The following is a 24,453-nucleotide window of genomic DNA, read 5'->3' as shown; positions in this document are numbered from 1 at the left end:
TCACATATTCATCTTAAACTACTTGTTTATAAATAATAAAATTCTATGAAAATAGAAGTAAATAAAAGATAAATTAAAATTATTGAGGTAGGGGGGACATCTATGAGAAAATTAAATTCACTTCTTAAATATGCCAAGAAGTACAAGAAGAGGTATTTTATTGGTATTGTATTTCTTATAATTGTAGACTTTATACAATTAATACCGCCAAAGATTTTAGGACATCTTACTGATAGCCTATCTCAAGGTACTGCAAACAAGGAGAAGATTACCACTGCTGTAGTAGGAATACTGTTAATAGCAGCAATAATGGCTACTTGTCGTTTTATGTGGAGAATTTATATTAATGGTACTGCTAGATTTGTAGAATATGATATTAGAAGTAAGTTTTTTAAGCATCTTCAAAATCTTTCTACGAGCTTTTATAACAAAAATAAAACAGGGGATTTAATGGCTCTAGCAACTAACGATTTAAATGCAGTAAGAATGGCTTTAGGTCAAGGAATTATTATGTTTTGTGATGCCGTAGTGTTAACTGTAGCTACTCTAATAATTATGCTTAGCATTAACGTAAAGCTTACTTTAATAGCTTTAATTCCACTACCTTTTGTTGCTATAATTTCTAGAAAGTTTGGAAAGAGCATTCATAGAAAATTTACTAAGGTACAAAGCTGTTTTTCAAAACTTACAGATATTGTTCAAGAAAATTTTTCGGGAATAAGGATTGTTAAATCCTTTGTTCAAGAGGAAAAGGAATATGAGAAGTTTTTAAATGAAAATACAAACAATTTCAATGCAAATATGGAATTCATAAGGGTTTGGGGCATATTCTCACCTTTAATAGAGTTAATTGCCTCATTAAGCTTTGTAATTCTAATAGCTATTGGGGGAAGATTTGTTATCTTAGGAAACATTTCCTTAGGAGAATTTATAACTTTTAACATGTATTTGGGAAACCTTGTATGGCCAATGATGGCAATGGGTTGGGTAATTAATAACCTTCAAAGAGGATATGCCTCTTTAGAAAGAATTGAGGAAGTTTTAAATACTCCACCAGAAATAGTTGATAAATATGTAGATAAAATAGAATCTTTAAAGGGTGATATTGAAATTAGAGATTTAACCTTTTTATATCCAAACACAAAGGTGCCAGCATTACAAAATGTTAGCATTACCATAAAAAAAGGTGAAACCTTAGGAATTGTGGGACGTACAGGAAGCAGTAAAACCACATTAATTAATTTACTATTAAGACTTTATAATGTGGAGAGCGGAAAGATTAAGATTAATGGAAAGGATATTAATAAAATTCCATTAAAGGCCTTAAGGCAAAATATTGGATTTGTATCTCAAGATCCATTTTTATTCTCAACTACCTTAGCTGAAAATATAAATTTGGCATTTGATGAGCTAGACATGGATAAAGTAGTTGAAGCAACTAAAAATGCGGATATTTATGATAATATTATAGATTTTCCAGAGGGCTTTGAAACAATGGTGGGTGAAAGAGGCGTAACCTTATCAGGAGGTCAAAAGCAAAGGGCGTCTATTGCAAGAGCTCTCATAAAGAATCCAGATATTTTAATTTTAGATGATTGCCTTTCTGCAGTAGATGCAAAAACAGAAGTGAAAATATTAGATAACTTAAATAAAATTATGAGGGATAAGACTTCTATTATAATTTCCCATAGAATTTCTGCAGTTAAGGAAGCAAGTCAAATAATTGTTCTAGATGAAGGTAAAATAGTTCAAAACGGAACTCACGAAGAACTAAAAAATCAACAGGGAATTTATAAAGAAATCTATGAGAAGCAGCAAATTGAACAAGCAATTATGGCTGAAGGGGAGGTGTAATTATGGAAGGCTTTAATTACGAAGAAGAAAGCTTAGGGAAACAATATGATTCTAAGCTTATGAAAAGACTTTTAAAGTTTGCTAGCCCTTACAAAGGACTTATTCTTATAGTTGTTGCTTTAATGCTTGTAGTAATATGTCTTGACTTATTAATGCCCTATATAATAAAAAATGTTATAGACAATAATGTTAATTCAAGCAAAGCTGTCTATAGCATTACTGAGGCTGAAAGAGATAAGTCAGTAAAAATAGGCGATAAGTTTGTAGTCAGAGGAGAGTTGTCAGAAGGGGCAAAGGGAGCCTTAGTTTATAACACAAGTAATGAACCTTTTATAGTTGAAGGAATTGTAGAAGAAAATACTTCCTTTGATATTAAAGATAATAAGCTAGTACAAGGTAAAAAGGAATTTAAAGCTTATAAAATTACTAAAAATGATTTAGCTATATTAAGAGCACAGGATTTAAAATCAATAAATACAAGCGCTATATATGTATTAGCGATTTGTATTGCTATGTTCGTATTTAATTACACTCAAATATTTATCCTGCAATATACAGGGCAAAAAATAGTGTATAACATCAGAGCTACTGTATTTAAGCATGTAGAGGGACTTTCACTATCTTTCTTTGATAAAAATCCAGTGGGAAGATTAGTTACTAGGGTAACTAATGATGTAGAAACTTTGAATGAAATGTACACATCGGTTTTAGTTTATTTGTTTAAAGATATTTTCCTATTATTGGGTATAATAATTGCAATGTTTATTCTTGATGTAAAACTTGCAATAGTATCTATAGTAACATTACCAGTAGTTATAGCTTTAACTATGGTGTTTAGAAAATATGATAGAGAGGCCTATAGGAAGGTTAGAGCTAGACTTTCAAGAATAAATTCATCACTTTCAGAAAATATTACAGGAATGAAAACTGTTCAAATTTATGGAGTTGAAGATAAGAAGTTTAGAGAGTTTGACAATATAAATAACTCTTATTCTCATGCTGCTATGGAGCAAATAAAAGTTTTTGCTATCTTTAGACCTTTAATGGATATGGTTTATCAATTAGCTCTTGCAATTTTAATTTGGGTAGGAGGAAGAGAAGTACTAGGCATGGATATTAATCTTGGAGTTTTATATGCTTTTATAAGCTATATACAGAAGTTTTTCCAGCCAATCTTTGATCTTTCAGAGAAGTTTGATATACTTCAGTCTTCTATGGCCTCCTCTGAGAGAATATTTATGCTATTAGATAATAATAGCATAATTAAAGATATTGACAAGCCAGTTGAGGTAAACAGGTTAAAAGGAACTATTGAATTTAAAAATGTTTGGTTTGCTTATAATGATGAAGATTGGGTTTTAAGAGATGTGAGCTTTAAAATAAGTGCAGGGGAAACCATAGCTTTTGTTGGAGCTACTGGTGCTGGAAAAACATCAATTATAAGCTTAATTAGCAGGCTATATGATATACAAAAGGGAGAAATACTAATTGATGGTATAAATATAAAAGACATGAAGCAAGAAGATTTAAGAAGAAACTTAGCAACGGTTCTTCAAGATGTATTTTTATTCACTGGAGATATTAAAGGAAATGTAAGATTAAACAATGAAGATATTAGTGACGAAGATGTAGTAAAAGCTTGTGAACATGTTAATGCTAATGTGTTTATTGAAAAACTTCCTGAAAAGTATGATGCAGCGGTAAACGAGCGGGGTTCAACTTTTTCACAAGGAGAGAGGCAGCTTATTGCTTTTGCAAGAGCACTAGCATTTAATCCGCCTATTTTGGTCTTAGATGAAGCTACAGCAAATATTGATACAGAAACAGAAAGCTTGATTCAAGATGCTCTAAACAAATTAACACAAGGAAGAACTACTATTATTGTTGCCCATAGATTATCAACTATAAGAAATGCTGACAAGATTATAGTTCTGCATAAGGGAAAAATTAGAGAAATGGGTAATCATGAAGAACTTCTTCAAAAACAAGGACTTTATAGTAATCTTTATAAATTACAGTATGAAGGACAATAGTATAAGCCATTATGAACCTTTGAGTTCATAATGGCTTTGTTAGTCTTTATTGTAATATCATGAAAAGGAGAAATTCTGTTTTACAATACTTTCAATACTATTACAGTAGTTGTAAGTTTATAGATATGAACTTTAATTCTGTCATATAAACATTTTGCATTTTTTAGTTAATAACTTAGTTTTCTTCGTAGGAATAGATGTGTTTATTCACATAGCATTTCGAGAAATTACAGGACATATAATTTCTTCATATAAATTATTAATTTCAAGGCTTAATTTATACTCAAGTAATCCAAAGAAAGGTTAATTTTCTATAAAATAAAAAATGCTAGCAAAAAATGCTAGCAACCTAAGTTATTTATGGGGGAAACATTCAAACTATAATTAGTATGAATGTGTAATAGCAATAATAAATTATAATTTAAACCTTTAAATAGCTTATTCCATCAAGGGGAATTAAAACTTGTGGAGAAGGTTCGTCTCCAACTAAACCTATAGCATAGACAGTATAATATTTATCTGACCTTAATCTGATATTAGGTATATATAATATTGGAATTTCGGTTCCAGCAAGTCTTACTTCTAAGGTGTATCTTCCAATGGGCACTTCAATATAGCCTTCTACATCCTTGAATTGAACATCCTTAAATAAAATTGTGCCATTTGGAAGAGCTATGTCTACTGATGGTGCATTTGAAATTAAATGAGCAACTCTTACTTTTGCTTTACCAGCTGTAGGATTTGTAAGAGGTTTTTCCACTGCTGGAAGAAGAGAAAAATCATTGTTTGTATCTCTTATAGCAGCTACAGTGATTACACTGCTTGGTGGCACAAACAAATCTGTTTCAATTGCAGGATTTGTTTTGTTTCCAGTAGGGTAAACTTTAACATTATATGTTCCGCTTGGTAGTTTAACATAATCAGTAAATTCCCTGTAGTTAAAATTTTTTACTAGTAAACTATCATTAACATAAACATCTACTGTAGGAGCTTTTGCAGCAGCATGTAATAATCTAACATAGGACATCATATTTTCATTTTGAATATTACCAGTTTGGGTATTACCATTTACAGTGGTATTTGAATTTCCGGCAGTACTGGTATTTCCCATCATATCATCACTTCTAAAATATCTATTAGGCTGATAATACATTTTTTACCTCACAATTGAATGTTTCTAAAATTAATATATGAGAAACCTAAAAATTGGTGATTATTAAAATATAAAAAAATAAAAAAAATTTAAAATAAATTTCGACATGAAGTGATAAAAAGCTTATTATTTCATAATTAATAAAGTTCTAAACAACATAAAAGCCATGAATAATCAGGGGTACTCCTAAATTATACATGGCTTCATTATTAAATAAGTAGTATTGCTTCTAAAACAGTGTAGTTGCTAAAACATATCTTTTCTTCGTAAATATATAATTACTACAATTGTAATAAATAGCACTATAGAGGTCACTGTACCAAAACCTAAGGAAGAATTCGCAAAAGGCACTCCACCTACATTCATTCCAAAAAGCCCTGATACTAGGGTAGGTATGGCCAATACAATGGTTACAGAAGTTAAATTTTTCATAACTAAGTTTTGGTTATTTGATATTATTGAGGCAAAAGCATCCATGGTGCCACTTAAGACATCGCTATATATAGTACACATTTCTATGGACTGTCTATTTTCAATTATGACATCTTCTAAAATGTCCTTATCTTCATCATATTTTTGTAACACTTCTAGTTTTAAAAGTTTCTCTAATGTTATTTCATTAGATTTCAATGATGTTGAAAAATAAACTAAAGATTTTTGTAGGGCTAGAAGTTGTATAATTTCTCTGTTTTTTAAAGATTTGTATACAGTTTTTTCTATAAGTAAACTTTTTTTATTTATTTGTCTTAGATAAATTAAATAATAGTTAGATATTCTTGATAGAATTTGAAGCATAAATCTAATCTTTTTAAAAGTGAAAAAAGATGGTATTTTTCTGTTTATAAAATCTGTTAATATCTTACTATTCTTTAAACAAACTGTTACTATAGTATTTTTGGTGCTAATTATAGCTAAAGGATATGTATCATAGGTAAGGGAATTAGCATCTATATCAGTAAAAGGAATGTCTAAAATTACTAAAGTACAATCATCCTCTATTTCTATACGAGATCCTTCCTCCTCATCAAGTGCTGCACGTATGAAATCATTGGGGATATTAAGTTTTTGTGCTACTAACAAAATCTCCTCATCAGAAGGAGCAATCAAGTTAATCCAGGAACCCACTTCTATATCCTCAACACTATTTAAATTTCCTGCTAAATCACTTTTGTATATGGAAATCATTATATCACCTCCATATCTTAGGCTAATAAATATTTATGATTATGTCAATAATATTTGACAATATGGCATTAATTAATCATAATAGTAATGGAATATTAATAAATTTATACATAAGTTATTATTTTTGCATAGTTTATTAAATTTTGTAAACTATTTTTAGTGGAGGTTTTTATGGGGTTTGTTGATTTACTGTTCATTGCTCTTGCGGTATCCTTAGATGCCTTTGGTGTAGCTTTATGTATTGGATTAAATGATAGAGCAACTAAGGGACAAAAATTATTATTTGGAATATCTTTTGGGTTTTTCCAATTTTTATTTTCTCTTATTGGTGGACTTGGGGGAAAAGTCTTCACTGAGAAAATTGCATCTGTACCAGCAGTGGTAGGAGGAATCATTATTGCTATTGTAGGGGTATTAATGATTAAGGAAGGACTAGAAAATAAAGGAGAATGTCCTATACTACAACCTAAGATGTATGTTATATTAGGAGTATCTGTTAGTATTGATGCCATAGTAGTTGGTTTTGTAACTTTATCAAATATAGAGGCTATTTATACCTTACTTACTTATACTTTAATTATTGGAGGAATTACTCTTGTAATGAGTATTTTTGCTTTCATAATTTCTAGATATTTAAGCAAAATAGAAGTAGTAGGTAAATATGCTGACTATATTGGAGGAGTTATCTTAATATTATTTGGACTAAAGATGATATTTTTTTAAGAAAGGATGAAAACAATGATTAACAAACTAAGAGATCTTAAATCTTACGAAGCTTTTAATTTTTTTAGAGAAATGAATGAAATACCAAGAGGTTCAGGAAATGAAAAGGCCATTAGCGATTGGCTAGTTAAATTTGCAAAAGACCGTAATTTAGAGGTAATACAAGACAACGCTTTAAATGTTATTATAAAGAAACCTGGAACTGCAGGTTATGAAAATGCACCAACTGTAATTCTTCAAGGACATATGGATATGGTTTGCGAAAAGAACCAAGGAACAGTTCATGACTTTGAAAAGGATCCAATTGCTTTCATAGTTGATGGAGATACTTTAAAAGCTAATGGAACTACCCTAGGCGCAGATAATGGTATAGCTGTTGCATTTGGTCTTGCTATCCTTGATTCAAATGATATACCACATCCTCCAGTAGAATTACTAGTAACTACTGAAGAAGAAACAGGTATGGGTGGAGCAATGAACCTAGACCCTGCTAATTTAAATGGTAAAATGTTAATAAATATAGACTCTGAAGAAGAAGGAACATTATTAGTAAGCTGCTCAGGCGGAATTAGATCTAAAATGTCTGTTCCAGTTCAATACGAAGATATATCTGAGAATTATAGCACTTTAGCTATAAGAATCAGAGGACTTAGAGGCGGACACTCAGGAATGGAAATTAACAAAGAAAGAGGAAACTCAAATAAGTTAATGGGAAGATTCTTAATGGATTTAAACTCAATAGTAGATTTTAAATTAGCTTCAATTAATGGTGGAGCTAAAATGAATGCTATTCCAAGAGAAGCTGATGCTATAATACTAGTAAGAGAAGAAGACGTTAACAAGGTTCAAGATAAGGTATGTGAGTGGGGCAAAATATTTGCAAACGAGCTACAGGGAATTGACCCAGACTTAAGCTTGAAAGCTGAAAATATAAATGAAAATGTTACAAGAGTATTTAGTGATGACAGCAAAACTAAAGTGTTAAGAATGTTATTCTTAATGCCAAATGGAATTAAGTCAATGAGTATGGCAATAAAAGATTTAGTACAAAGTTCTACAAATATTGGAGTAGTTACAACTACTAATGACTCTGTAGTATTTGATAGTGCTGTTAGAAGCTCTGTTAAAAGCTTAAAGAAAGCAATTTGTGACGAAATGATAGTTCTTACTGAGATATTAGACGGAAGTATTGAATTTGAGTCTGATTATCCAGAATGGCAATATAATCCAAACTCGGAAATTAGAAATGTATTTGAAAAAGTATATGAAGAGATGTTTGGAAATAAACCTCATATTTCTGCTATTCATGCAGGTCTTGAGTGCGGTTTAATTAGCGACAAATTTAATGGAAACATAGATCAAATTTCCTTTGGACCAAATATTTACGATGTTCATACTCCAGATGAGCATATAAGCATTTCATCTGTAGATAGAATGTATAGTTACTTACTAGCAGTTTTAAAGGACATTAAGTAGAGTAGTACTCATATAAACATAAAGACTTCCTGTGTAAAGGAAGTCTTTTAATATAAGTTATTGTATTAACTGAAACTTATTGAGAAATAGGAGTTTTTAGTGTATACTTATAATAATGAAATATATGTGGGTGATGGTATGGATATAGTACAATGCCTAAAGGATAATAATCTTAAAGCAACAAGATCCAGAATAAAAATCATGGAGATAATATCTAATTCTAATGAGTGTCTAAGTGCAATGGATATTTATACAAAGATTGACGGAGAAAGCATAGAAATAGATTTATCTACAGTATATAGAACTCTCGAAGCCTTTTACACTCATGGGATTGTGGAAAAGTTTGACTTAGGAGAGGGCAAGTATAATTATAAGCTAAAGGATAAAGGTCATAAACACTTGATAGAGTGTGAAGTATGTCATAAACATGTAGAAATAGATTGTCCAATGCAACAGGTTCAAGAATATGTAAAAGCAAAAACAGGGTTAACCCTATTAGATAGTTGTGTTAACTTGAATAAAGGAATATGTAAGGATTGCAGTTCAGAGAATAAAAAACAATAGGAACGTGGATAGTATTCCTTTACTTTCCACGTTCCTTTACTGTTTTTCTGTATATGGAGTTTATAAGTTACAACTTTATAAGGAGCTTTGTTTTCTAATCCCTTTACATCAATAATTGCAAAATTACCATCAGAGAATTTTATCTCATAGCTTTCTACTGAGTAAAGCTTATGTTTGTTAAAAATTCCGGTAGTGGTGTAATTTTTTATAGCATAGTCTAAATCCTTGCATCTATATGAGGTATATTTGCTATTTATTATTGAAAATACTATTATTGCGAAGATTAAAGAAAGTAGCAATAGTTTTAATTTGTTATGTTTTTTTAGATATAGTTTTTTTTGAGATTTCTTCTTTGTTCTTATTATCTTTGTACTCAAGGTACACACCCCCATAAAATATTAAGGTGAAAAATTATAATTATATAATATACAATAAATGGAAAAATGTCAATAATTTACAATAAAGGAGCTGGAAAAATGGAATTTTCTTCTTTAGTTTTGATGGAAAAGGATAGAAACACTAATTTCTTAACAAAGGAGTTAGGAAGCTATGAAGTTGGAGATGGTGCGGAGTATGTTACTAAATTATTCTTTGATGGTGAGAATATAAATATGTATTTTGACACTCATAAAGATGTAGAAGAGTGGGAATTTACTGCCATTTATGATTTGTTTGATGAAGAAGTTTTTAAAAATAAAGGATTTTATATTGAGGCTTATGATGAAGAATATAATCCTACTTGGATTGTAAAGTTTCCTTATGATGAGGATTATAATCTAGTTAAAGATAAGATTAATGAAATATGCGGTTTAATTAGTGATGCCATGGGAAAAACATTTAATGATATTTTAGATAAAAAAGAACAATATATGTAAAAATTATGTATAATAACCTATAGGATATAATATTCATACTAATTGAAGCTTAAGGAAAGATTTTATTAAAACCTTTTAGAAGCAGAAGGGTTTTGTGGGTTAAGACATAGGGGGAATTATGCGATTAGAATATATTAATAGAGTCAAAGAAAATGAAGTTTTAGGAAAAAATATCTATACTAATGATGGTTTAGTTTTATTAAGAGCTGGAGTAAAGTTAAAAACACAGTACATAAAAAAACTTCATGAATTAGGAGTATATTATATATATGTGGAGGATGAAAGGCTAGAAGACATAGACGTAGTAGATGATAAGTTAAATTTACTAAAACAAGAAACAATGAAAAGTCTATCCTCAATAATGAAAAATACAGGCATGCTAGATAAAAATAATACAAAACAATGTTTAGCCATGCTAGATGAATTGATAGATTATGTTTTAGAGCTAGGTGATGTGAATAAAAGTTTATATGATATTAAAACTCATGATAACTATACTTTTCTGCACTGCATTGATACAGCGTTAATGTGCACATTTTTAGGGTTATCTTGTAATATGACTAAGGAAAGTATTAGGGAGGTAACTATTGGAGGGTTGCTTCATGATTTGGGAAAGATAAAAGTTTCAAGTACAATTATTAACAAAAATGGGCCATTGACTGATGAAGAGTTTGAGGAAATGAAAAAACACCCTATTTATGGTAAGGAACTACTAGAGGAAAATATAAATATACCCCATTCTTCAATCGTAGGCATTGAGCAGCATCATGAGAAAGTTAATGGTAAGGGATATCCTTATGGACTTACAGGCAATGAAATCTCTAAATACGGAAAAATAATCTGTATATGTGATGTGTACGATGCTGTAAGTAGCGATAGAAGCTATAGAAATAAATTTAATCCTAGTGATGCCTATGAACTTATTTTAGCAGGTTGTGGAAGTAGTTTTGATAGTAGCATAGTCAAATCTTTTAAAGAGACTTTCTCAGTATATCCCTTAGGATGTTGTGTTAGACTTTCTAATGGTATAGAAGGTTATGTAATAAAGCAAAATAAAAATTTTCCTGATAGGCCTGTGCTAAGAATACTTTATGACAATGAAACAAAAATACCAATAAAGTTTTACGAAATAGATTTATTAGAAACTCCAAACCTAATAATAGAAAGAGTTATATAATTATACATAATAATAATTTTTAAAAAGTAAACTAGCAAAGAAAGTAAAAACTGCTGGTTTAAATTTATTTTGATTATATTGGGAGGATTAAAGTGAAGGTTTCAAATATAAAAGCTATTATTACTGAAAAAGATTTAAATAATATATTAAATGATGTGCTTATAAATTATGCAAAGGTACCAGAACTAAAGATTACAAATATTATAATTAACAAGTATATAATAATCTCAGGGGTTTACAATACAAAGGTTAAAATTCCTTTTGAAGCACAAATTTCAATCATAGAAGTTATAAATAATAAAGTAACCCTAGTTTTGCAAAGTGTAAGTATTAAAAGGATAAGCATCAATAAGAGTATTAAAAAATATATTATGCAAAAGGTTATTAAAGAATTTAATGAAATTGGAGTTTCTGTAATTAATGACGTTGTAAAAATTGATTTAGATAAAATTTGTAAGGTGATTCAAATAGTTAGCTTTAATTTAATAGGCATAAATCTTATTCCAGGGGGACTAGATGCTGAATTCAGTGATTTTAACTTTTTTAGTGAGGAATTAGAAAAAAAAGAAACCAATGAAGTAGTAACTGAAAAAGAAATTTTTGTAGAAGATCAGAAAATCATTAATAAATGTTTAGATAGTTCTTATTGTAATAAAGAAAATGGAACAATTAGTTATTCAGCCCTTAGAAGAAAAATAAAAGGAAGATTTCCGAACAAATTCAGCAAAATACAAGAATTTATACTTTTAATGCCTGATATACTTTCTCTTCTTTTAAGGTTATACAAAGATAGAAGGGTAAAAAAAGATATAAAAATAACAATATCAATAGCATTAGGTTACTTGTTATGTCCAATTGATATACTTCCGGATTGGATACCACTTATAGGAACCTTTGATGATATTACAGTAACTGTATTTATATTAAATAAGATATTTTGTAATATTCCTGAAGAGGTTATCATGGAAAATTGGGAAGGCGAGAAAAATATAGTAGAGTTAGTTAAAAAGTATGTAGAGTACTTGTCAAAGATTATGGGAATCAAGAAGATAAATAGCATCATAGGATTTTGCAGTAAAGTCATGGAGAAGGGATATAACTTTTTTGTAGAATAGACTATAAGGAGCATTAAGATGGCAAAGAAATATTATGGAATTAAAAAAGGCTTTGATTCAAAGGAAAATAGGGTTGTAGAGAATATTTTCGTTGAAAGTTGGGACGAATGTTTAAGTTATGTCAAAGGAGTCAAGGGAGCCATATACAAAAGTTTTCAGTCCTTAGATGAAGTGAAAACGTATTTAAGCGATGATACTAAAATATTAAAAAAAGGTGTAGATAATTATCCCTTAGATGTACCACATGCATATGTAGACGGAAGTTTTAATACTGCTACAGGTAAATATGGTTATGGAGTAGTAATTATATTAAAGGGCAGTATTATACATTTAGAATCTGGCACAGCTGAGAATGATTCAGAAAAATCTTTACGACAAATTGCCGGTGAACTTAAAGGTGCTATTAGAGCAGCACAGTTTGCTGCAGAGAAAAAATTTAAAGAGATTGTGATATTTCATGATTATGAAGGTATATGCCATCATGCCACTGGAGGTTGGGAGAGAAGGGATAAATCATCACAAGAGTATTTTGAAAAGATGAAAGACATTAGAGAAATTAATAATCTAAATATTATATTTGTAAAAGTAGATAGTCATACTAATGATTTATTCAATGAACTAGCAGATGAAGAGGCAAAAAAAGGGGCTGGACTTTGTCCTAGTGGGGCCGTTGAGAAACTAATTAGAAATGCTAAAATAAAAGTCAATAGTGGAGATATTAAGGATAAGCTACTAGATTTAATTTCTGAGAATAATTGTGACAACATAATTGTTGAGGAAAGCTATAATATACTAAATGGATTCTCACAATCTATAGCTGAGAATATACTTCAGCTTCAGAATGAAGATGATTTAATGAAATATATAGAAAAGTTAAAAGATAGCGAAAAAAAATCATTAATTAAAGAACTTTGGATGAGAATAAAGGAAAAATAGATTGTAGATAAAAAATATAGTTTTTAGATACTATGCCAATTATACAATATATAATTTTAATGGATTAATTTAAGAAAAAATGCACATTATATATTTATAATATGAGAAAGGGTGTGCATTTTTATGAAGATGTTAATGAAATTAGCCATGGTTGGGACTGCCGTTGGATTAGCTGCTAACTATGGAATGCCAATGATGAATAGAAGAACTAAAAAGAGAGTAAAAAGACAAGCTAAAATGATTCAAGGAATTGTAGGTAGCATGTTTGGCAATTTAGTTGGAGCATTAAGATAATAGATAAATGCTATCCACTTAGTGGATAGCATTTATTTATTATCTTAATGTGACTAATTTCACAGTAGTAAAGTAAATTATAGTGAAATTATATTAATAAAAGTATAATTTTGAGCGGATATATAATTTTATATAAGGATTGTTATAAAATGACAAATAATCTATATGTTGTATGTTTTAAGCACAGAGTACTCTTATAATTAGTTGCTAATAGTAAAATATTATAAATTAATATACAATTTTGCTTAAAAATATTAAAGAAATATAATTTTAAACAAAATTAATTTCAGAATATGTAGAAATTTTTGCAATTTTGTACCTTTTTATGCTATAATAATTAATAATATAGTGGCGATAAAATATTATAAATCATTGTAGTTAAAACTATTTTAAAGAAAAGGACGATAATTTTTATGAAGATTTTATCTTTGGGGGAAAAAATTAAATTAAGAAGGAAAGAACTTAATTTAACTCTTAAAAATCTTGCTGGAGACAGAATTACAGCTGGGCAAATTAGTCTTGTAGAATCAGGAAAATCAAATCCAAGTATGGATTTATTAGAATATTTGGCTACAACTTTAAATGTTAGTGTAGAGTATTTGATGGAAACTGAAGAGACTCAAGCAGACAAAATATGCAAGTACTATGAAAATATAGCAGAGTCAAATATTTTAAATTGTGAGTTGGGACAAGCGGAAAAAAATATTGAGACATCTTTGTTTTATGCTGATAAATATGGACTAGAAATTAGGAAAGCTAAAAACCTTTATTTCAAGGCAATAATTTATGAGAAAAAGAAAGATAGTGCTCTTGCTCAGCAATTCTTATTGACGGCAAACAGTTTTTTTATTAAAAATAATCTTAGTGAGGATGTTATAAACACATTTATTTTGTTGGGAAGAATTACTTTAAATTTAAAGGCGTATCATTCGGCTTATAGTTATTTCCAACAAGCAGAGAAAGTCTTTCAAGATAGTAATTTAGGAGATGATTTCTTAATCGGTCAAATTTATTATTATATTGGGTGCACCTTCTTCAAGTTGGGTATTATTGAAAAGGCAATAAAATATTCTTATTTAGCTGAGGAAAAATTCAAAAAAATTGATGATAAAAAAGCTTATGCGGCTTCATTAATGGATTTATCTAAGGGGTTTGCTGAAAAAGGAGATATGCAAAGTGCCATATTATACTCAGAAAAGAGTATGAAGATTTACAGAGAAATAAGTAATACTAGCTATATTGGGGATATAGAAAACGATATGGGAAAATTATTCTCTGAATTTGATGATTTAAATGAATCCTTTAATCATTTATTTAAGGCAAAAGATATAAGAGAAAAAGCTCATGATAATAAAATTGTTGAGACTTTATGTAATATTTGTGAAAATTACATAAAGCTAAAGGATGAAAAAGGATCTAAGGAAATACTAAATAAAATCTTAGATCAATTAGAGAATAGTAGTGATAAAAATGAAAGAACTCTTTGCAATTATTATCTATTAAAATATAGAGTAGAACTTTTAGAAGGAAAGCTAAGTGAGGCTGAAAATACATTAATTCAAACCCTTAACTTTGTAACTAAAATGGGCTATAAAAAAGAAAGCGCAGAAATTGCTATTATTTTAGGAAAGTTTTATATTGATAATGGAAGAGATAATGAAGCTGCAAAATATTTAAATGATGGAGTAAAAGCTTTAAATGATTTAAATATATTAAAGGACTTTTGATAGTGGGTGATAAGGTTGGAAATATTATCGACAGGGGAAAAAATAAAAAGAGCTAGAATTTATAAGGGATTAACTCTAAAAGATATTTGTGAAAATAAAGTTTCAGTTTCAAAAATGAGTTGTATTGAAAACAATAAAGTTATAGCAGAAGATTGGATACTAGAGTATATTAGTGAAAAACTTCATTTGGACTTAAATTATTTAAAACATGATGTTAGAGAACAAATTGAGGAAAATATAAAAGCCTTTTATGGAGATGAAGAAGTTAGCAATAAGATAGAAGAAATATTGTACAATCTAGAATATGCTGAGAGATATGAATACTACGACTTAGCATGTAAACTTCTTCATATACTATTTAAAATATACTTAGATAAAGAAAAGTATGAGGATTTAAGCGTTATTATCCCTAGATATTATGATATGTGTCAGAAATCAAAGGATGAAATGCTTAGAGTAGATTATTATATGGCTATTGCTAAATATCTATTTATTAATAGAGAATTTGGACAAGCTTGTAGTTATTACACAACTGTAAAAAAGACACTAAAAGAAATGAATAATAGGCACTCAATCCAGTATGCAAAGGCTACCTATAATGAGTGTGCATGTTATATTATGCTAAGAGAAGATGAAAAAGCTTATAACATGTTAAAAGAACTAGAGGAGATTATAAGTTTAACATATGACAGCGTATTAAAAGGTGAGATTTATCAGATTTTAGCAATGCTGTGCATATCTTTAGGGATAGATAAGTTTAATGAATTTGAGCAGAAGTCACTTCAGTGTTATGGAAGTAATTTTGATAAAAAATGTAGAGCATTACATAACTTTGCTTGTTCTATGTTTGAAAACAATCAAAGAGAACAGGGATTGGCGTATATTAATACAGCAGTACAAGAGTTTCCTAAGGAAGACAAGCATGTATTATGTGATTTTTTAGTTTTAATCATTGATACTTTAATAGAGCATTCAGAATTAGACCTAGCTCAAGAACATTGTGACAATATGTTAAATTTAGCTATTACTCTTGATAATCTAGTTTATATAGAAAGAGCATACTATTTTAAGGCATCTATTTTGTTAAAGCAAAACAATTTTATAATGGCAGAAACTTATATGAATTTATCTCTTGACACTCTTGTTAAGTTTGGTACTAAAACTCAAATATATAAGAGATATTTAGAAATGGGGAGTATGTATCATAATCTAGGAGAAGTGAAGGATGCTGTTAAATTTCTTAATTTAGCTTTACAGCTCGAGAAAAAAATATAATATATAAAAGCTACATAGATAAACTATGTAGCTTTTATATATTATTGGAATTTATTTATAATTGATTGCTTTGCTTTAATTTCTAAAGTATCATCAAGATTTGTTAGACATATCTCATCATATTTATTTTCAAGGGCCAATTTTATCAATCTATCTGCAAGCTCAGGGTTTTTCGATAGAAGACTTCCGTGAAAATAAGTGCAATAAGTATTTTTATATATGCAACCTTCTTTCTGGTCTTCTCCATTATTACCCTTACCAAGTTTTACTACACCTAAGGGCTTTAAGTCATTAGTATAGGTTCTACCAGAATGGTTTTCAAAACCAACGTAGGTTTCATCAAATTCTTCATTGTAAATTATAGTATTTCCAATGAATCTTTCATTACCAGCCTCTGTATATATGTCTATAATTCCAAGACCTTCTAACTTCTCGCCCTCGAAGGTTGTATAGTGTTTTCCAAGTAGCTGATAACCACCACATATGCTTAAAAAAACTTTTCCATGTTCAATATAATTCTTAATAGAGTCCCTCTTATTTTCTATCAAATCTTGAGAAACTATAGATTGTTCATAATCTTGTCCGCCACCAAAGAAAACTATATCGTATGCATTTTCTTCAAAATTATCATTTAACGAAACGTTAATAATATTAACTTTAATTCCACGCTGCTCAGCTCTATGTTTTAGTACAAGAATATTTCCCATGTCTCCATAGACATTTAATAAATCGGGATATAAGTGACATATATTTAGTTCCATATATTCATCATTCCTTACCATAATTTTTCAATATATCCTTCGCTAAATAGTAATTTTCTAAGATGTAGCATTGCTGTATAGGTAGCTAGAATATATGTTGTATTGTCTGTAGTGTCTTTAAGTCCACTTAAAAGTTCTTCATCATTTTCACATAAAACAAATTTATCTCTGTTAAAACCAGCAATCTTTAATCTAATTGCCATATCATAAAGTCTCGTACCAGAAATTATAATATTATCTACGGTTAAGGTATTAAGCTTTTCAAAATTCACATCCCAAATCCAAGAAACGTCTGTTCCATCTGCGTAATTGTCATTTAAAATTACTGAAAGATTTATTGGTTTTTTATCTAATAAAATCGTGTTAAGTGCTTGATCAAGCCCCGCAGGATTTTTAACTAAAATGATCTTTAGTTCTTTACCATTTATAGATATTGTTTCTTGTCTTCCAAAGCTAGTGCTTTGGTTTTGAAGAGATGTCCTAATAGCCGAGTTATCAACGTTAAACTCTTTTCCAACAGCATAAGCACATAGACCATTATATATATTATATTCACCAGCCTGGTTTATAAAATATGTATCATCATTAAAAATCACTGTAGAGCCTTCTGGAGTTAACTCTAATATTTCATCAACATGATATTTTAATGTAGGTCTTTTATATCCACACTCACTACAAAAATAACTGCCTAAATGGTTATATGTAACAAAATCGTAGTTATATGGGCTTTTACATACCTTGCAGAATTTACTATCTGCATTGACAGAGACTTTGTTATCTTCTCTCAAGGATTTATTAAAACCATAATAAACTATAGGATTAGGTATATCTAATTTCCCAAGAAGAGATTCATCACCATTTAAAACTAGCTTAGTATTAGGAGTTTTAAGAATTCCCTCTAGTATTTTTGAATAGGTTGTATATACCTCACCATATCTATCTAATTGATCTCTAAATAAATTAGTAACAGTAATTAAAGTAGGTTTTAAATCTTCTGTAATTAACTGAAGGTAAGCCTCATCTACTTCGATAACTGCAAACTTATCAGTATTTTGGCTGAAAAAACTATAGTTTGAAATAAGTGAACTAACAATTCCGGTATTCATGTTAGCACCAGTGTTGTTTGTTATTACTTCTTTGCCACTTTCTTTTAATATATTGCAAATCATACTAGTAGTAGTAGTTTTGCCATTAGTTCCAGTAACTAAAATAGTTGTATAACCCTTAGAAACTGTACTAATTATATGTTTATCGAAAAAAAGAGCAATTTTACCAGGAAAATTAGATCCACCTTTAAATAAAAGTTTTGAAGTTTTCAAAATAAGTTTTGAGGTAATAATAGCTAAAAATGAATTAATCTTTATTTTAGACACTTCCTTTTTAATTTTTTTCATAAGTTTTAAAGATATATTTATATGAATTTTAAATTATTACAGGATTTATACATTAATATGACTTAGTTTCACCTTAATATATTTTTAAATTAAAAAAAGTTTAACACTATAATAATTAAACTATATTTGTTTTCCTAAGCGCAACAAATATATTAATGAAAATCTACAGTAGTATATTATAACATATAATGATAAAATAATCCTACTACATATTTATAGAATTTTGTCACTAATTTAGTTAAAATAGTTTTAGTTGTAATAGAATTAAGTATTGAAGGTGAATTAATGAAAAAGATTGGATATTTATATGCTATAGTATCTGCAATACTCTTTGGTAGTGCAGGGCTATTTGTAAAACTCGGCCAAACTCAATTAGATTCTGTAAGCTTACTTACAGTACAATATGTTATTGCTGTAACTATAATGTTTATAATCTTGTTTTTCAAGGACAAAAAAGCCCTGAAAGTTAATAAAACTCAGTTGAAGGATTTAGCTATTCTTGGTGTGGTAGGAAATAGCTTTATGACTGTGTTTTACTATCTTTCTTTTAACTACTTGCCTGTAGCAATGACTACAGTGCTATTAATGACCTATCCCATAATGGTTTTTTTCTATGCAGTTATAAAAGGTAAAGAGAAATTTAAGGGCTCTAAGATACTCATTGTAATCATGGCATTTTTGGGTTGCATTATTTCTTTGGATTTAGTTAATGCAGAAACGAGCTATTCTCTGATGGGAATAGGTTTTGGACTACTAGCAGCAGTGTTTTATGCCTTTATGAATATATTTTCTGAAAGAAATTTATCTCAGGTAACGCCCCTGGCAATTAATGGGTACTCAACTTTATTTTCTTTAATCTCTCTAATCATTTATAAATTTCCTCATTTCTTGTTTAGGGGTGAGGTAGATTTAAAAACCTATGGATATATTACAATTCTGGCTGTATTTTGTGAAATTATACCACTTACCTTACTTTATGCTGGAATTAAGTATATTGGTTCAGTTAAGGTTTCTATAATATCAAATTTAGAAATCCCTACTTCAATAGTGCTATCATATTTTTTATTAAATGAAAGTATTTCAATAATACAATTAATAGGAACTATTATAGTTATTTATTCAGTTTATTTAATTAAAATAAAAGAATAAAAAAAGAATTGTGCTACACAATTAGGTGGAGTGAATAACTTTATGTATAATATTGACGGTTTAAATTCATGAAAGTGTATTATTCGTTAAAGTTTAAAATTTTTCTTGCATTTTATAATAAAAGTAGTAATATATAATTATGGAATGCTTTTAAGTACAAGCTCACTAATTATGTAAACGTTAAACATTGAAATTTCGGGGGTAAGAATTATGAATTTAAACTGTTTAGAAGAATTGCATATCAGCACTTCTAAAAAAATTTTTAGAAATCTAAGCGCGGCTTCCTTAGTAGAAAATGCAGTTAAAAGAGGAGAAGGAATTCTTGCAGAAAGTGGAGCACTTGTTGTTAACACTGGTAAGTACACAGGGAGATCACCTAAAGATAGATTCATAGTAAGACAAGATAGCATAAATGGGTTAATAAACTGGGGAGATGTAAATCTACCTATAGAAGAAAACGTATTTAATAAGTTATTTGATAAAGTAACAAAGTATTTAAGTGACAAAGATTTATTTGTATTTGACGGATATGTCGGAGCTATGGAAGAGTACAAAATGAATATTAGAGTTGTTAATGAGTATGCTTCAGAAGCTTTAATGTCAACTCAATTATTTAGAAGGCCATGTGAAGAGGAATTAAAAAATCATTGTCCAGAATTTAATGTAGTTGTAGCTCCAGGGTTCAAAGCCAATGGTAAAGAGGATGGAGTAAACTCTGAAGCCTTTATTATAATTAACTTTGATAAGAAAGTCATACTAATCGCGGGAACTCAATATTCTGGAGAAATAAAAAAATCTATTTTCTCAGTAATGAACTTTTTACTTCCTTTAAAAGGTGTGTTCCCAATGCACTGCTCAGCGAACATTGGGGAAGCGGGAGATACAGCAGTATTCTTTGGACTTTCAGGTACAGGAAAAACTACCTTATCAGCTGATCCAGATAGAAAGTTAATTGGTGATGATGAACATGGTTGGTGTGATAAAGGAATATTTAACTTTGAAGGTGGATGCTATGCAAAAACTATAAAACTAGATAAAGAAAAAGAGGCTCAAATATATAATGCATTAAGATTCGGTGCTCTGTTAGAAAATGTTGTTTTAGATGAAAATAACAGACCATTATTTGATGATGACTCTTTAACTGAGAATACTAGAGGTGCATACCCAGTAGAATATATAGATAACGCTGACTTAAGCGGAGTTGGACAACATCCTAATACTGTTGTTTTCTTAACTGCAGATGCGTTTGGAGTTATACCTCCTATATCAAAGCTAACTAAAGAGGGTGCGATGTATCACTTTATGTCAGGTTATACAAGTAAATTAGCAGGAACTGAAAGAGGCATAACAGAACCAAAGGCTACTTTCTCAGCTTGCTTTGGTGAACCATTCATGTTAATGAAACCTACAGTTTATGCAAAATTACTTGGTGAAAAAATAATAAATCATAATACAGAAGTTTATCTTGTGAACACAGGATGGACAGGCGGAGAGTATGGTACAGGTAAGAGAATGAACTTAAACTATACAAGAGCTATGGTTAAAGCGGCTTTAGAAGGCAAGTTAAGAGACGTTGAATATGATTTAGATGAGATTTTTAATTTATATGTTCCAAAGGTAGTTCCAAATGTACCACAAGAAATTTTAAACCCAAAAAATACTTGGGTAGATAAAGAAAAGTATGATTTAAAAGCTAAAGAACTGGCAAAACAATTCCACAAAAACTTCCAAAAGTTTGGTGAAGTTAGTGAAGATATAAAGAAAGCAGCACCAAAGACATTTTAAGTAATTGTAATTTATTAGAGCTATGAGGAGAATCATAGCTCTTTTATTTTATATAAAATAAAATGGAATAGTGGGTATTGCCATAAAGATTATATAATGCTTATAATAAAATATATTTATAAAATAGACCTTTATGAGGAGATGAAAAGATGAAAACATCTAGAATAGTAAGTTTTTTAATAGGGGCTGTTATAGTTATATCAGGGATAGTACTGCTCTTATTTAGAAACAACCTAAAAAATGATTCTTACGATTACAATGTGAAAGTAACAAAATGGGATAATGTTTATGAAGGAAATAATATTCACTTTTATTTCATGAACAAAGATAATCCAAATCTAGTGAATTTGAAAAATAAATACGGTTTTGATGATATAGCAAAGGAAGGAGCAAATGATTTAGAAAAGACCTTAGCTATAATAAAATGGGTAAATAGAAGGGCGGAAGTTAAGCCTTCAGCTATGGAATCAAAAAAATCTGTGGATGAAATGTTAATGGGACTAGAGAGTAATAAAGTTATTTCTTTACAAGATTATAATAATATAATAGAAGAGGCATTGACATCTGTTGGAATTATAGTGAGAGTGGGGGAATTTAGAGTTAGTAATAATGAAAAAGCTAACGATGAGAATAGCTATAGTGTTCTTGAAGTATGGAGTAAAGCACATGGAAAGTGGGTTATGGTAGATGGAACTATAGAAAGTTATTTAACTAAAGATACTATTCCTCTATCTGCCGTAGAAATGATTAAAGCTGACCTAAATAACGTAGTTCTAGAAAATGCTAAAGATGCAAAAAAATATTTTAAATACATCTCTAAGTTCTTAAACACTTATACTATAAAGATTAATAATAATAAAGCTGAACAACTAAAGAGTAATTCTTACATTACATTTAGTAAAGATAGTGCAGATATCCAAATTGAAACTTTAAAAGGTTATATACCTCCAACAATTTTTGTAACTCAAGACAATGTGTTTAATTTAAATCCTGAAATCGTCTATAGAAATGATGAAAGTGATAAGATACCAACCATTATCCTTGCAAAAAGAAATGTGAAAGATGATACAGAAGATTATATTAAGTTTACGGTAGGTGCATTTGTAAATAGTTATATGGTGGAAGATTATTATATAAGTATAAATGGACAAGAATATACATCAGTAAAAACTTACTATGACTTATCTATACCTAAGGGAAAAACTACTGTTAGCATTTCAATTGATGGAAAAACAACTATTAGAGCAATAGAACTAGAGAATATGAAGGAAAAATAATTTTTTTATATTGTGAAAAAATGAAAAAGTGAATAATTTATCTTCATAATGGATATAATTTTTATAAAATTAATATTTTGAATAATATTAACAGTATAATTGCAATTTATAAATAACCTAGAAAGTTCTGGGTTATTTTTTTGACAATTTCGTAAATTAAAAGAGGATTTTAGAGTTTTATGAAGAATAATAATAAAGACTTATTTAGAATAGGTTAATTAAGCATAAGATATTGCTTTGTTGACATTATATTTAAAGAAAATTATAATTACTTTAGGTTTATACTAGGTTAGAGGTTGGAGGCTGTTTATGAAAGAGATTAAGCGCTATTTAGAGTCAAGAGAAGGGAACTATAGTTTTTATTTTGAAGATTTAAAAGGTGGATATACTTATGGGTTTAATGAGAATGTAAAAATGCCTGCTGCGGGATGTATAAAGTTACCTATCGCAATGGCATTATTAAAGGAAGTTGAAAATGGAAGTGTATCTTTAGATGATTTAGTAAGTATCGGTGATGAAGATAAAGTTTCTGGATTTTTCGGAATTATTCATGAATTCTCAGAAAAGCAATATACACTAAAAGAATTATTAGTAGCTATGCTTATTCAAAGTGATAATACAGCTGCTTGTAAAATTATAAATACTTTAGGAATGAATAGAATTAATAATATCATAAATAATATGGGGTTAAAATCCACAAAAGTTAATAAATACCCTTCAGAAATAAAGCTAGAGGACAATAATGAAAATATCACAACAAGTTATGATTTATCTCAGTGCTTTAAAATTTTAAATAATAACACTGCATTAAATAAAGAACATAGTAAATTAATACTAGATACTCTTAAAAGACATCAACTAACAACAAGAATACCTTTTTACTTTCCTCGAGAAATGCAAATTAAAACTGCAAATAAAATAGGAACTTTGGAAAGTGTAGAAAATGATACTGCACTTTTAAATATATCAAAGGGAGATTTTGTATTTACTGTTTTGTCAAATAATTTACCTACAAATGTATATGGAATTACAACTATAGCAAGAACGGGCAAGATGATGTTTGATATGGTTGATAAAGATTGGAATTAAAGTATGGAGTTTTTACTTCATACTTTTTTTATGCATACTTTTTTATGTCTAATTTTAATGATATAAAGGGAATTCTATAAATTTTCAACCCCAAAATTATGAAATTCAAACTTAATAAGGATAAGTTTTTGTATAAATATTATTGAATTAAGTAAGATTATATATATGTATTCTTTATTTTAACATCAATTTATCCAAGTGTGTCACTAATAGAAATAAGTAGTAATATTGAGGAAAAATAAGAATATATAGAATAACTACCTATAATATAAAATAAATAATTTTATGTTATTTATTTTTCTGATACAATAATCTTCGTTGTCAGGAAAAGTAATCAAATAGAAGTACTTCTTGACAAATAAATTTTCTGATGATAAACTTTAAAAAGTCATCAAAAAATGATAATAACAAGTTGGTCTTTGAAAATTAAACAGAGAAAAAGGTAAAACCAGTTAATTCATTGAACTAAAAGTTCACAAAATGACTTTAACAAGTCAGCGATAAATAGAGCATAAGAGTATTTTAGTAGAAACGAGTAGTACTAGGCAACGAGGAGTGAGGAACAAAGCGTATTTGTATACGTGAGTATCGGAGCGACGCAGTTAACAACG

Annotated in this window: 20 protein-coding genes; 16 read left to right on the top strand and 4 right to left on the bottom strand. The window is 28.9% G+C overall.

Annotated elements, in window-relative coordinates:
- Positions 1-102 precede the first annotated feature (102 nt).
- Both J2Z44_RS19525 and J2Z44_RS19520 read left to right on the top strand, forming a co-directional pair.
- Complete coding sequence (locus J2Z44_RS19525) at positions 103-1,854, top strand: ABC transporter ATP-binding protein (RefSeq protein WP_021282567.1); 1,752 nt, start codon at positions 103-105, stop codon at positions 1,852-1,854.
- Between the two features lie 2 nt (positions 1,855-1,856).
- A complete protein-coding gene (locus tag J2Z44_RS19520; protein ID WP_021282568.1) occupies positions 1,857-3,887 on the top strand; it encodes an ABC transporter ATP-binding protein in 2,031 nt (676 codons plus the stop codon).
- A gap of 421 nt (positions 3,888-4,308) precedes the next feature.
- On the opposite strand, the gene J2Z44_RS19515 is transcribed toward J2Z44_RS19520, so the two are convergent.
- Together J2Z44_RS19515 and J2Z44_RS19510 are read right to left on the bottom strand one after the other, a co-directional pair.
- A complete protein-coding gene (locus J2Z44_RS19515; protein WP_021282569.1) occupies positions 4,309-5,040 on the bottom strand; it encodes a DUF4397 domain-containing protein in 732 nt (243 codons plus the stop codon).
- A 246-nt stretch (positions 5,041-5,286) separates the two neighbouring features.
- The gene (locus tag J2Z44_RS19510; protein ID WP_021282570.1) at positions 5,287-6,225 is read right to left on the bottom strand and encodes a magnesium transporter CorA family protein; all 939 of its coding nucleotides are present in this window, start codon (positions 6,223-6,225) and stop codon (positions 5,287-5,289) included.
- Positions 6,226-6,396: 171 nt separating this feature from the next.
- On the opposite strand from J2Z44_RS19510, the gene J2Z44_RS19505 reads away from it, so the two are divergent.
- From J2Z44_RS19505 to J2Z44_RS19460, 10 genes are all read left to right on the top strand, one after another.
- Entirely contained in the window at positions 6,397-6,948 is a 552-nt protein-coding gene (locus tag J2Z44_RS19505; RefSeq protein WP_021282571.1) for a manganese efflux pump MntP, read from the top strand.
- A 15-nt stretch (positions 6,949-6,963) separates the two neighbouring features.
- The gene (locus J2Z44_RS19500) at positions 6,964-8,424 is read left to right on the top strand and encodes an aminoacyl-histidine dipeptidase (RefSeq protein WP_021282572.1); all 1,461 of its coding nucleotides are present in this window, start codon (positions 6,964-6,966) and stop codon (positions 8,422-8,424) included.
- A gap of 99 nt (positions 8,425-8,523) precedes the next feature.
- Positions 8,524-8,988, top strand: coding sequence for a Fur family transcriptional regulator (locus tag J2Z44_RS19495; protein WP_021282573.1), 465 nt, complete (start codon positions 8,524-8,526; stop codon positions 8,986-8,988).
- A gap of 476 nt (positions 8,989-9,464) precedes the next feature.
- A complete protein-coding gene (locus tag J2Z44_RS19490; protein ID WP_209649976.1) occupies positions 9,465-9,863 on the top strand; it encodes a DUF6762 family protein in 399 nt (132 codons plus the stop codon).
- Positions 9,864-9,981: 118 nt separating this feature from the next.
- Positions 9,982-11,040 carry an HD-GYP domain-containing protein gene (locus J2Z44_RS19485; protein ID WP_209649974.1) on the top strand — a complete coding sequence of 353 codons (1,059 nt, stop codon included), beginning with the start codon at positions 9,982-9,984 and terminating at the stop codon, positions 11,038-11,040.
- Between the two features lie 92 nt (positions 11,041-11,132).
- Entirely contained in the window at positions 11,133-12,155 is a 1,023-nt protein-coding gene (locus J2Z44_RS22010; RefSeq protein WP_021282539.1) for a YkvA family protein, read from the top strand.
- 18 nt (positions 12,156-12,173) lie between these two features.
- A complete protein-coding gene (locus tag J2Z44_RS19475) occupies positions 12,174-13,091 on the top strand; it encodes a ribonuclease H1 domain-containing protein (RefSeq protein ID WP_021282538.1) in 918 nt (305 codons plus the stop codon).
- A 123-nt stretch (positions 13,092-13,214) separates the two neighbouring features.
- Positions 13,215-13,385 (top strand): hypothetical protein, encoded by a 171-nt coding sequence (locus J2Z44_RS19470; protein ID WP_021282537.1) that lies wholly within the window; start codon positions 13,215-13,217, stop codon positions 13,383-13,385.
- A 413-nt stretch (positions 13,386-13,798) separates the two neighbouring features.
- Entirely contained in the window at positions 13,799-15,112 is a 1,314-nt protein-coding gene (locus tag J2Z44_RS19465) for a helix-turn-helix domain-containing protein (RefSeq protein ID WP_021282536.1), read from the top strand.
- Between the two features lie 15 nt (positions 15,113-15,127).
- A complete protein-coding gene (locus J2Z44_RS19460) occupies positions 15,128-16,387 on the top strand; it encodes a helix-turn-helix domain-containing protein (protein WP_021282535.1) in 1,260 nt (419 codons plus the stop codon).
- A gap of 41 nt (positions 16,388-16,428) precedes the next feature.
- On the opposite strand, the gene J2Z44_RS19455 is transcribed toward J2Z44_RS19460, so the two are convergent.
- Together J2Z44_RS19455 and J2Z44_RS19450 are read right to left on the bottom strand one after the other, a co-directional pair.
- On the bottom strand, positions 16,429-17,148 hold the full coding sequence (locus tag J2Z44_RS19455; protein ID WP_031271116.1) for a type 1 glutamine amidotransferase: 720 nt from the start codon (positions 17,146-17,148) through the stop codon (positions 16,429-16,431).
- Between the two features lie 14 nt (positions 17,149-17,162).
- Complete coding sequence (locus J2Z44_RS19450) at positions 17,163-18,521, bottom strand: Mur ligase family protein (protein WP_021282432.1); 1,359 nt, start codon at positions 18,519-18,521, stop codon at positions 17,163-17,165.
- A gap of 306 nt (positions 18,522-18,827) precedes the next feature.
- Here J2Z44_RS19450 and J2Z44_RS19445 point away from each other — a divergent pair, with 306 nt between their 5' ends.
- The 4 genes from J2Z44_RS19445 (at position 18,828) to J2Z44_RS19430 (ending at position 23,842) form a co-directional block, all read left to right on the top strand.
- Positions 18,828-19,691 (top strand): DMT family transporter, encoded by an 864-nt coding sequence (locus J2Z44_RS19445; RefSeq protein ID WP_021282431.1) that lies wholly within the window; start codon positions 18,828-18,830, stop codon positions 19,689-19,691.
- A gap of 210 nt (positions 19,692-19,901) precedes the next feature.
- Positions 19,902-21,476, top strand: a complete 1,575-nt coding sequence (gene pckA / locus J2Z44_RS19440) for a phosphoenolpyruvate carboxykinase (ATP) (RefSeq protein WP_021282430.1) — start codon at positions 19,902-19,904, stop codon at positions 21,474-21,476.
- A 149-nt stretch (positions 21,477-21,625) separates the two neighbouring features.
- Positions 21,626-22,753, top strand: a complete 1,128-nt coding sequence (locus tag J2Z44_RS19435; RefSeq protein ID WP_021282429.1) for a hypothetical protein — start codon at positions 21,626-21,628, stop codon at positions 22,751-22,753.
- Between the two features lie 309 nt (positions 22,754-23,062).
- Positions 23,063-23,842 carry a serine hydrolase gene (locus J2Z44_RS19430; protein WP_021282428.1) on the top strand — a complete coding sequence of 260 codons (780 nt, stop codon included), beginning with the start codon at positions 23,063-23,065 and terminating at the stop codon, positions 23,840-23,842.
- Positions 23,843-24,453 lie beyond the last annotated feature (611 nt).

The sequence above is a fragment of the Clostridium punense genome, assembly GCF_017874425.1.
Lineage (GTDB): Bacteria > Bacillota > Clostridia > Clostridiales > Clostridiaceae > Clostridium_J > Clostridium_J punense.
This window is presented reverse-complemented; position numbering and strand designations above follow the sequence as displayed.

Bases quoted from the DNA above. Each gene is read 5' to 3' on its own strand.
- J2Z44_RS19485 (WP_209649974.1), top strand. From the start codon at position 9,982: ATGCGATTAGAATATATTAATAGAGTCAAAGAAAATGAAGTTTTAGGA.
- J2Z44_RS19470 (WP_021282537.1), top strand. From the start codon at position 13,215: ATGAAGATGTTAATGAAATTAGCCATGGTTGGGACTGCCGTTGGATTA.
- pckA (WP_021282430.1), top strand. From the start codon at position 19,902: ATGAATTTAAACTGTTTAGAAGAATTGCATATCAGCACTTCTAAAAAA.
- J2Z44_RS19435 (WP_021282429.1), top strand. From the start codon at position 21,626: ATGAAAACATCTAGAATAGTAAGTTTTTTAATAGGGGCTGTTATAGTT.
- J2Z44_RS19475 (WP_021282538.1), top strand. From the start codon at position 12,174: ATGGCAAAGAAATATTATGGAATTAAAAAAGGCTTTGATTCAAAGGAA.
- J2Z44_RS19455 (WP_031271116.1), bottom strand. From the start codon at position 17,148: ATGGAACTAAATATATGTCACTTATATCCCGATTTATTAAATGTCTAT.
- J2Z44_RS19510 (WP_021282570.1), bottom strand. From the start codon at position 6,225: ATGATTTCCATATACAAAAGTGATTTAGCAGGAAATTTAAATAGTGTT.
- J2Z44_RS19505 (WP_021282571.1), top strand. From the start codon at position 6,397: ATGGGGTTTGTTGATTTACTGTTCATTGCTCTTGCGGTATCCTTAGAT.
- J2Z44_RS19445 (WP_021282431.1), top strand. From the start codon at position 18,828: ATGAAAAAGATTGGATATTTATATGCTATAGTATCTGCAATACTCTTT.
- J2Z44_RS19500 (WP_021282572.1), top strand. From the start codon at position 6,964: ATGATTAACAAACTAAGAGATCTTAAATCTTACGAAGCTTTTAATTTT.
- J2Z44_RS19465 (WP_021282536.1), top strand. From the start codon at position 13,799: ATGAAGATTTTATCTTTGGGGGAAAAAATTAAATTAAGAAGGAAAGAA.
- J2Z44_RS19430 (WP_021282428.1), top strand. From the start codon at position 23,063: ATGAAAGAGATTAAGCGCTATTTAGAGTCAAGAGAAGGGAACTATAGT.
- J2Z44_RS19490 (WP_209649976.1), top strand. From the start codon at position 9,465: ATGGAATTTTCTTCTTTAGTTTTGATGGAAAAGGATAGAAACACTAAT.
- J2Z44_RS19520 (WP_021282568.1), top strand. From the start codon at position 1,857: ATGGAAGGCTTTAATTACGAAGAAGAAAGCTTAGGGAAACAATATGAT.
- J2Z44_RS19525 (WP_021282567.1), top strand. From the start codon at position 103: ATGAGAAAATTAAATTCACTTCTTAAATATGCCAAGAAGTACAAGAAG.
- J2Z44_RS19515 (WP_021282569.1), bottom strand. From the start codon at position 5,040: ATGTATTATCAGCCTAATAGATATTTTAGAAGTGATGATATGATGGGA.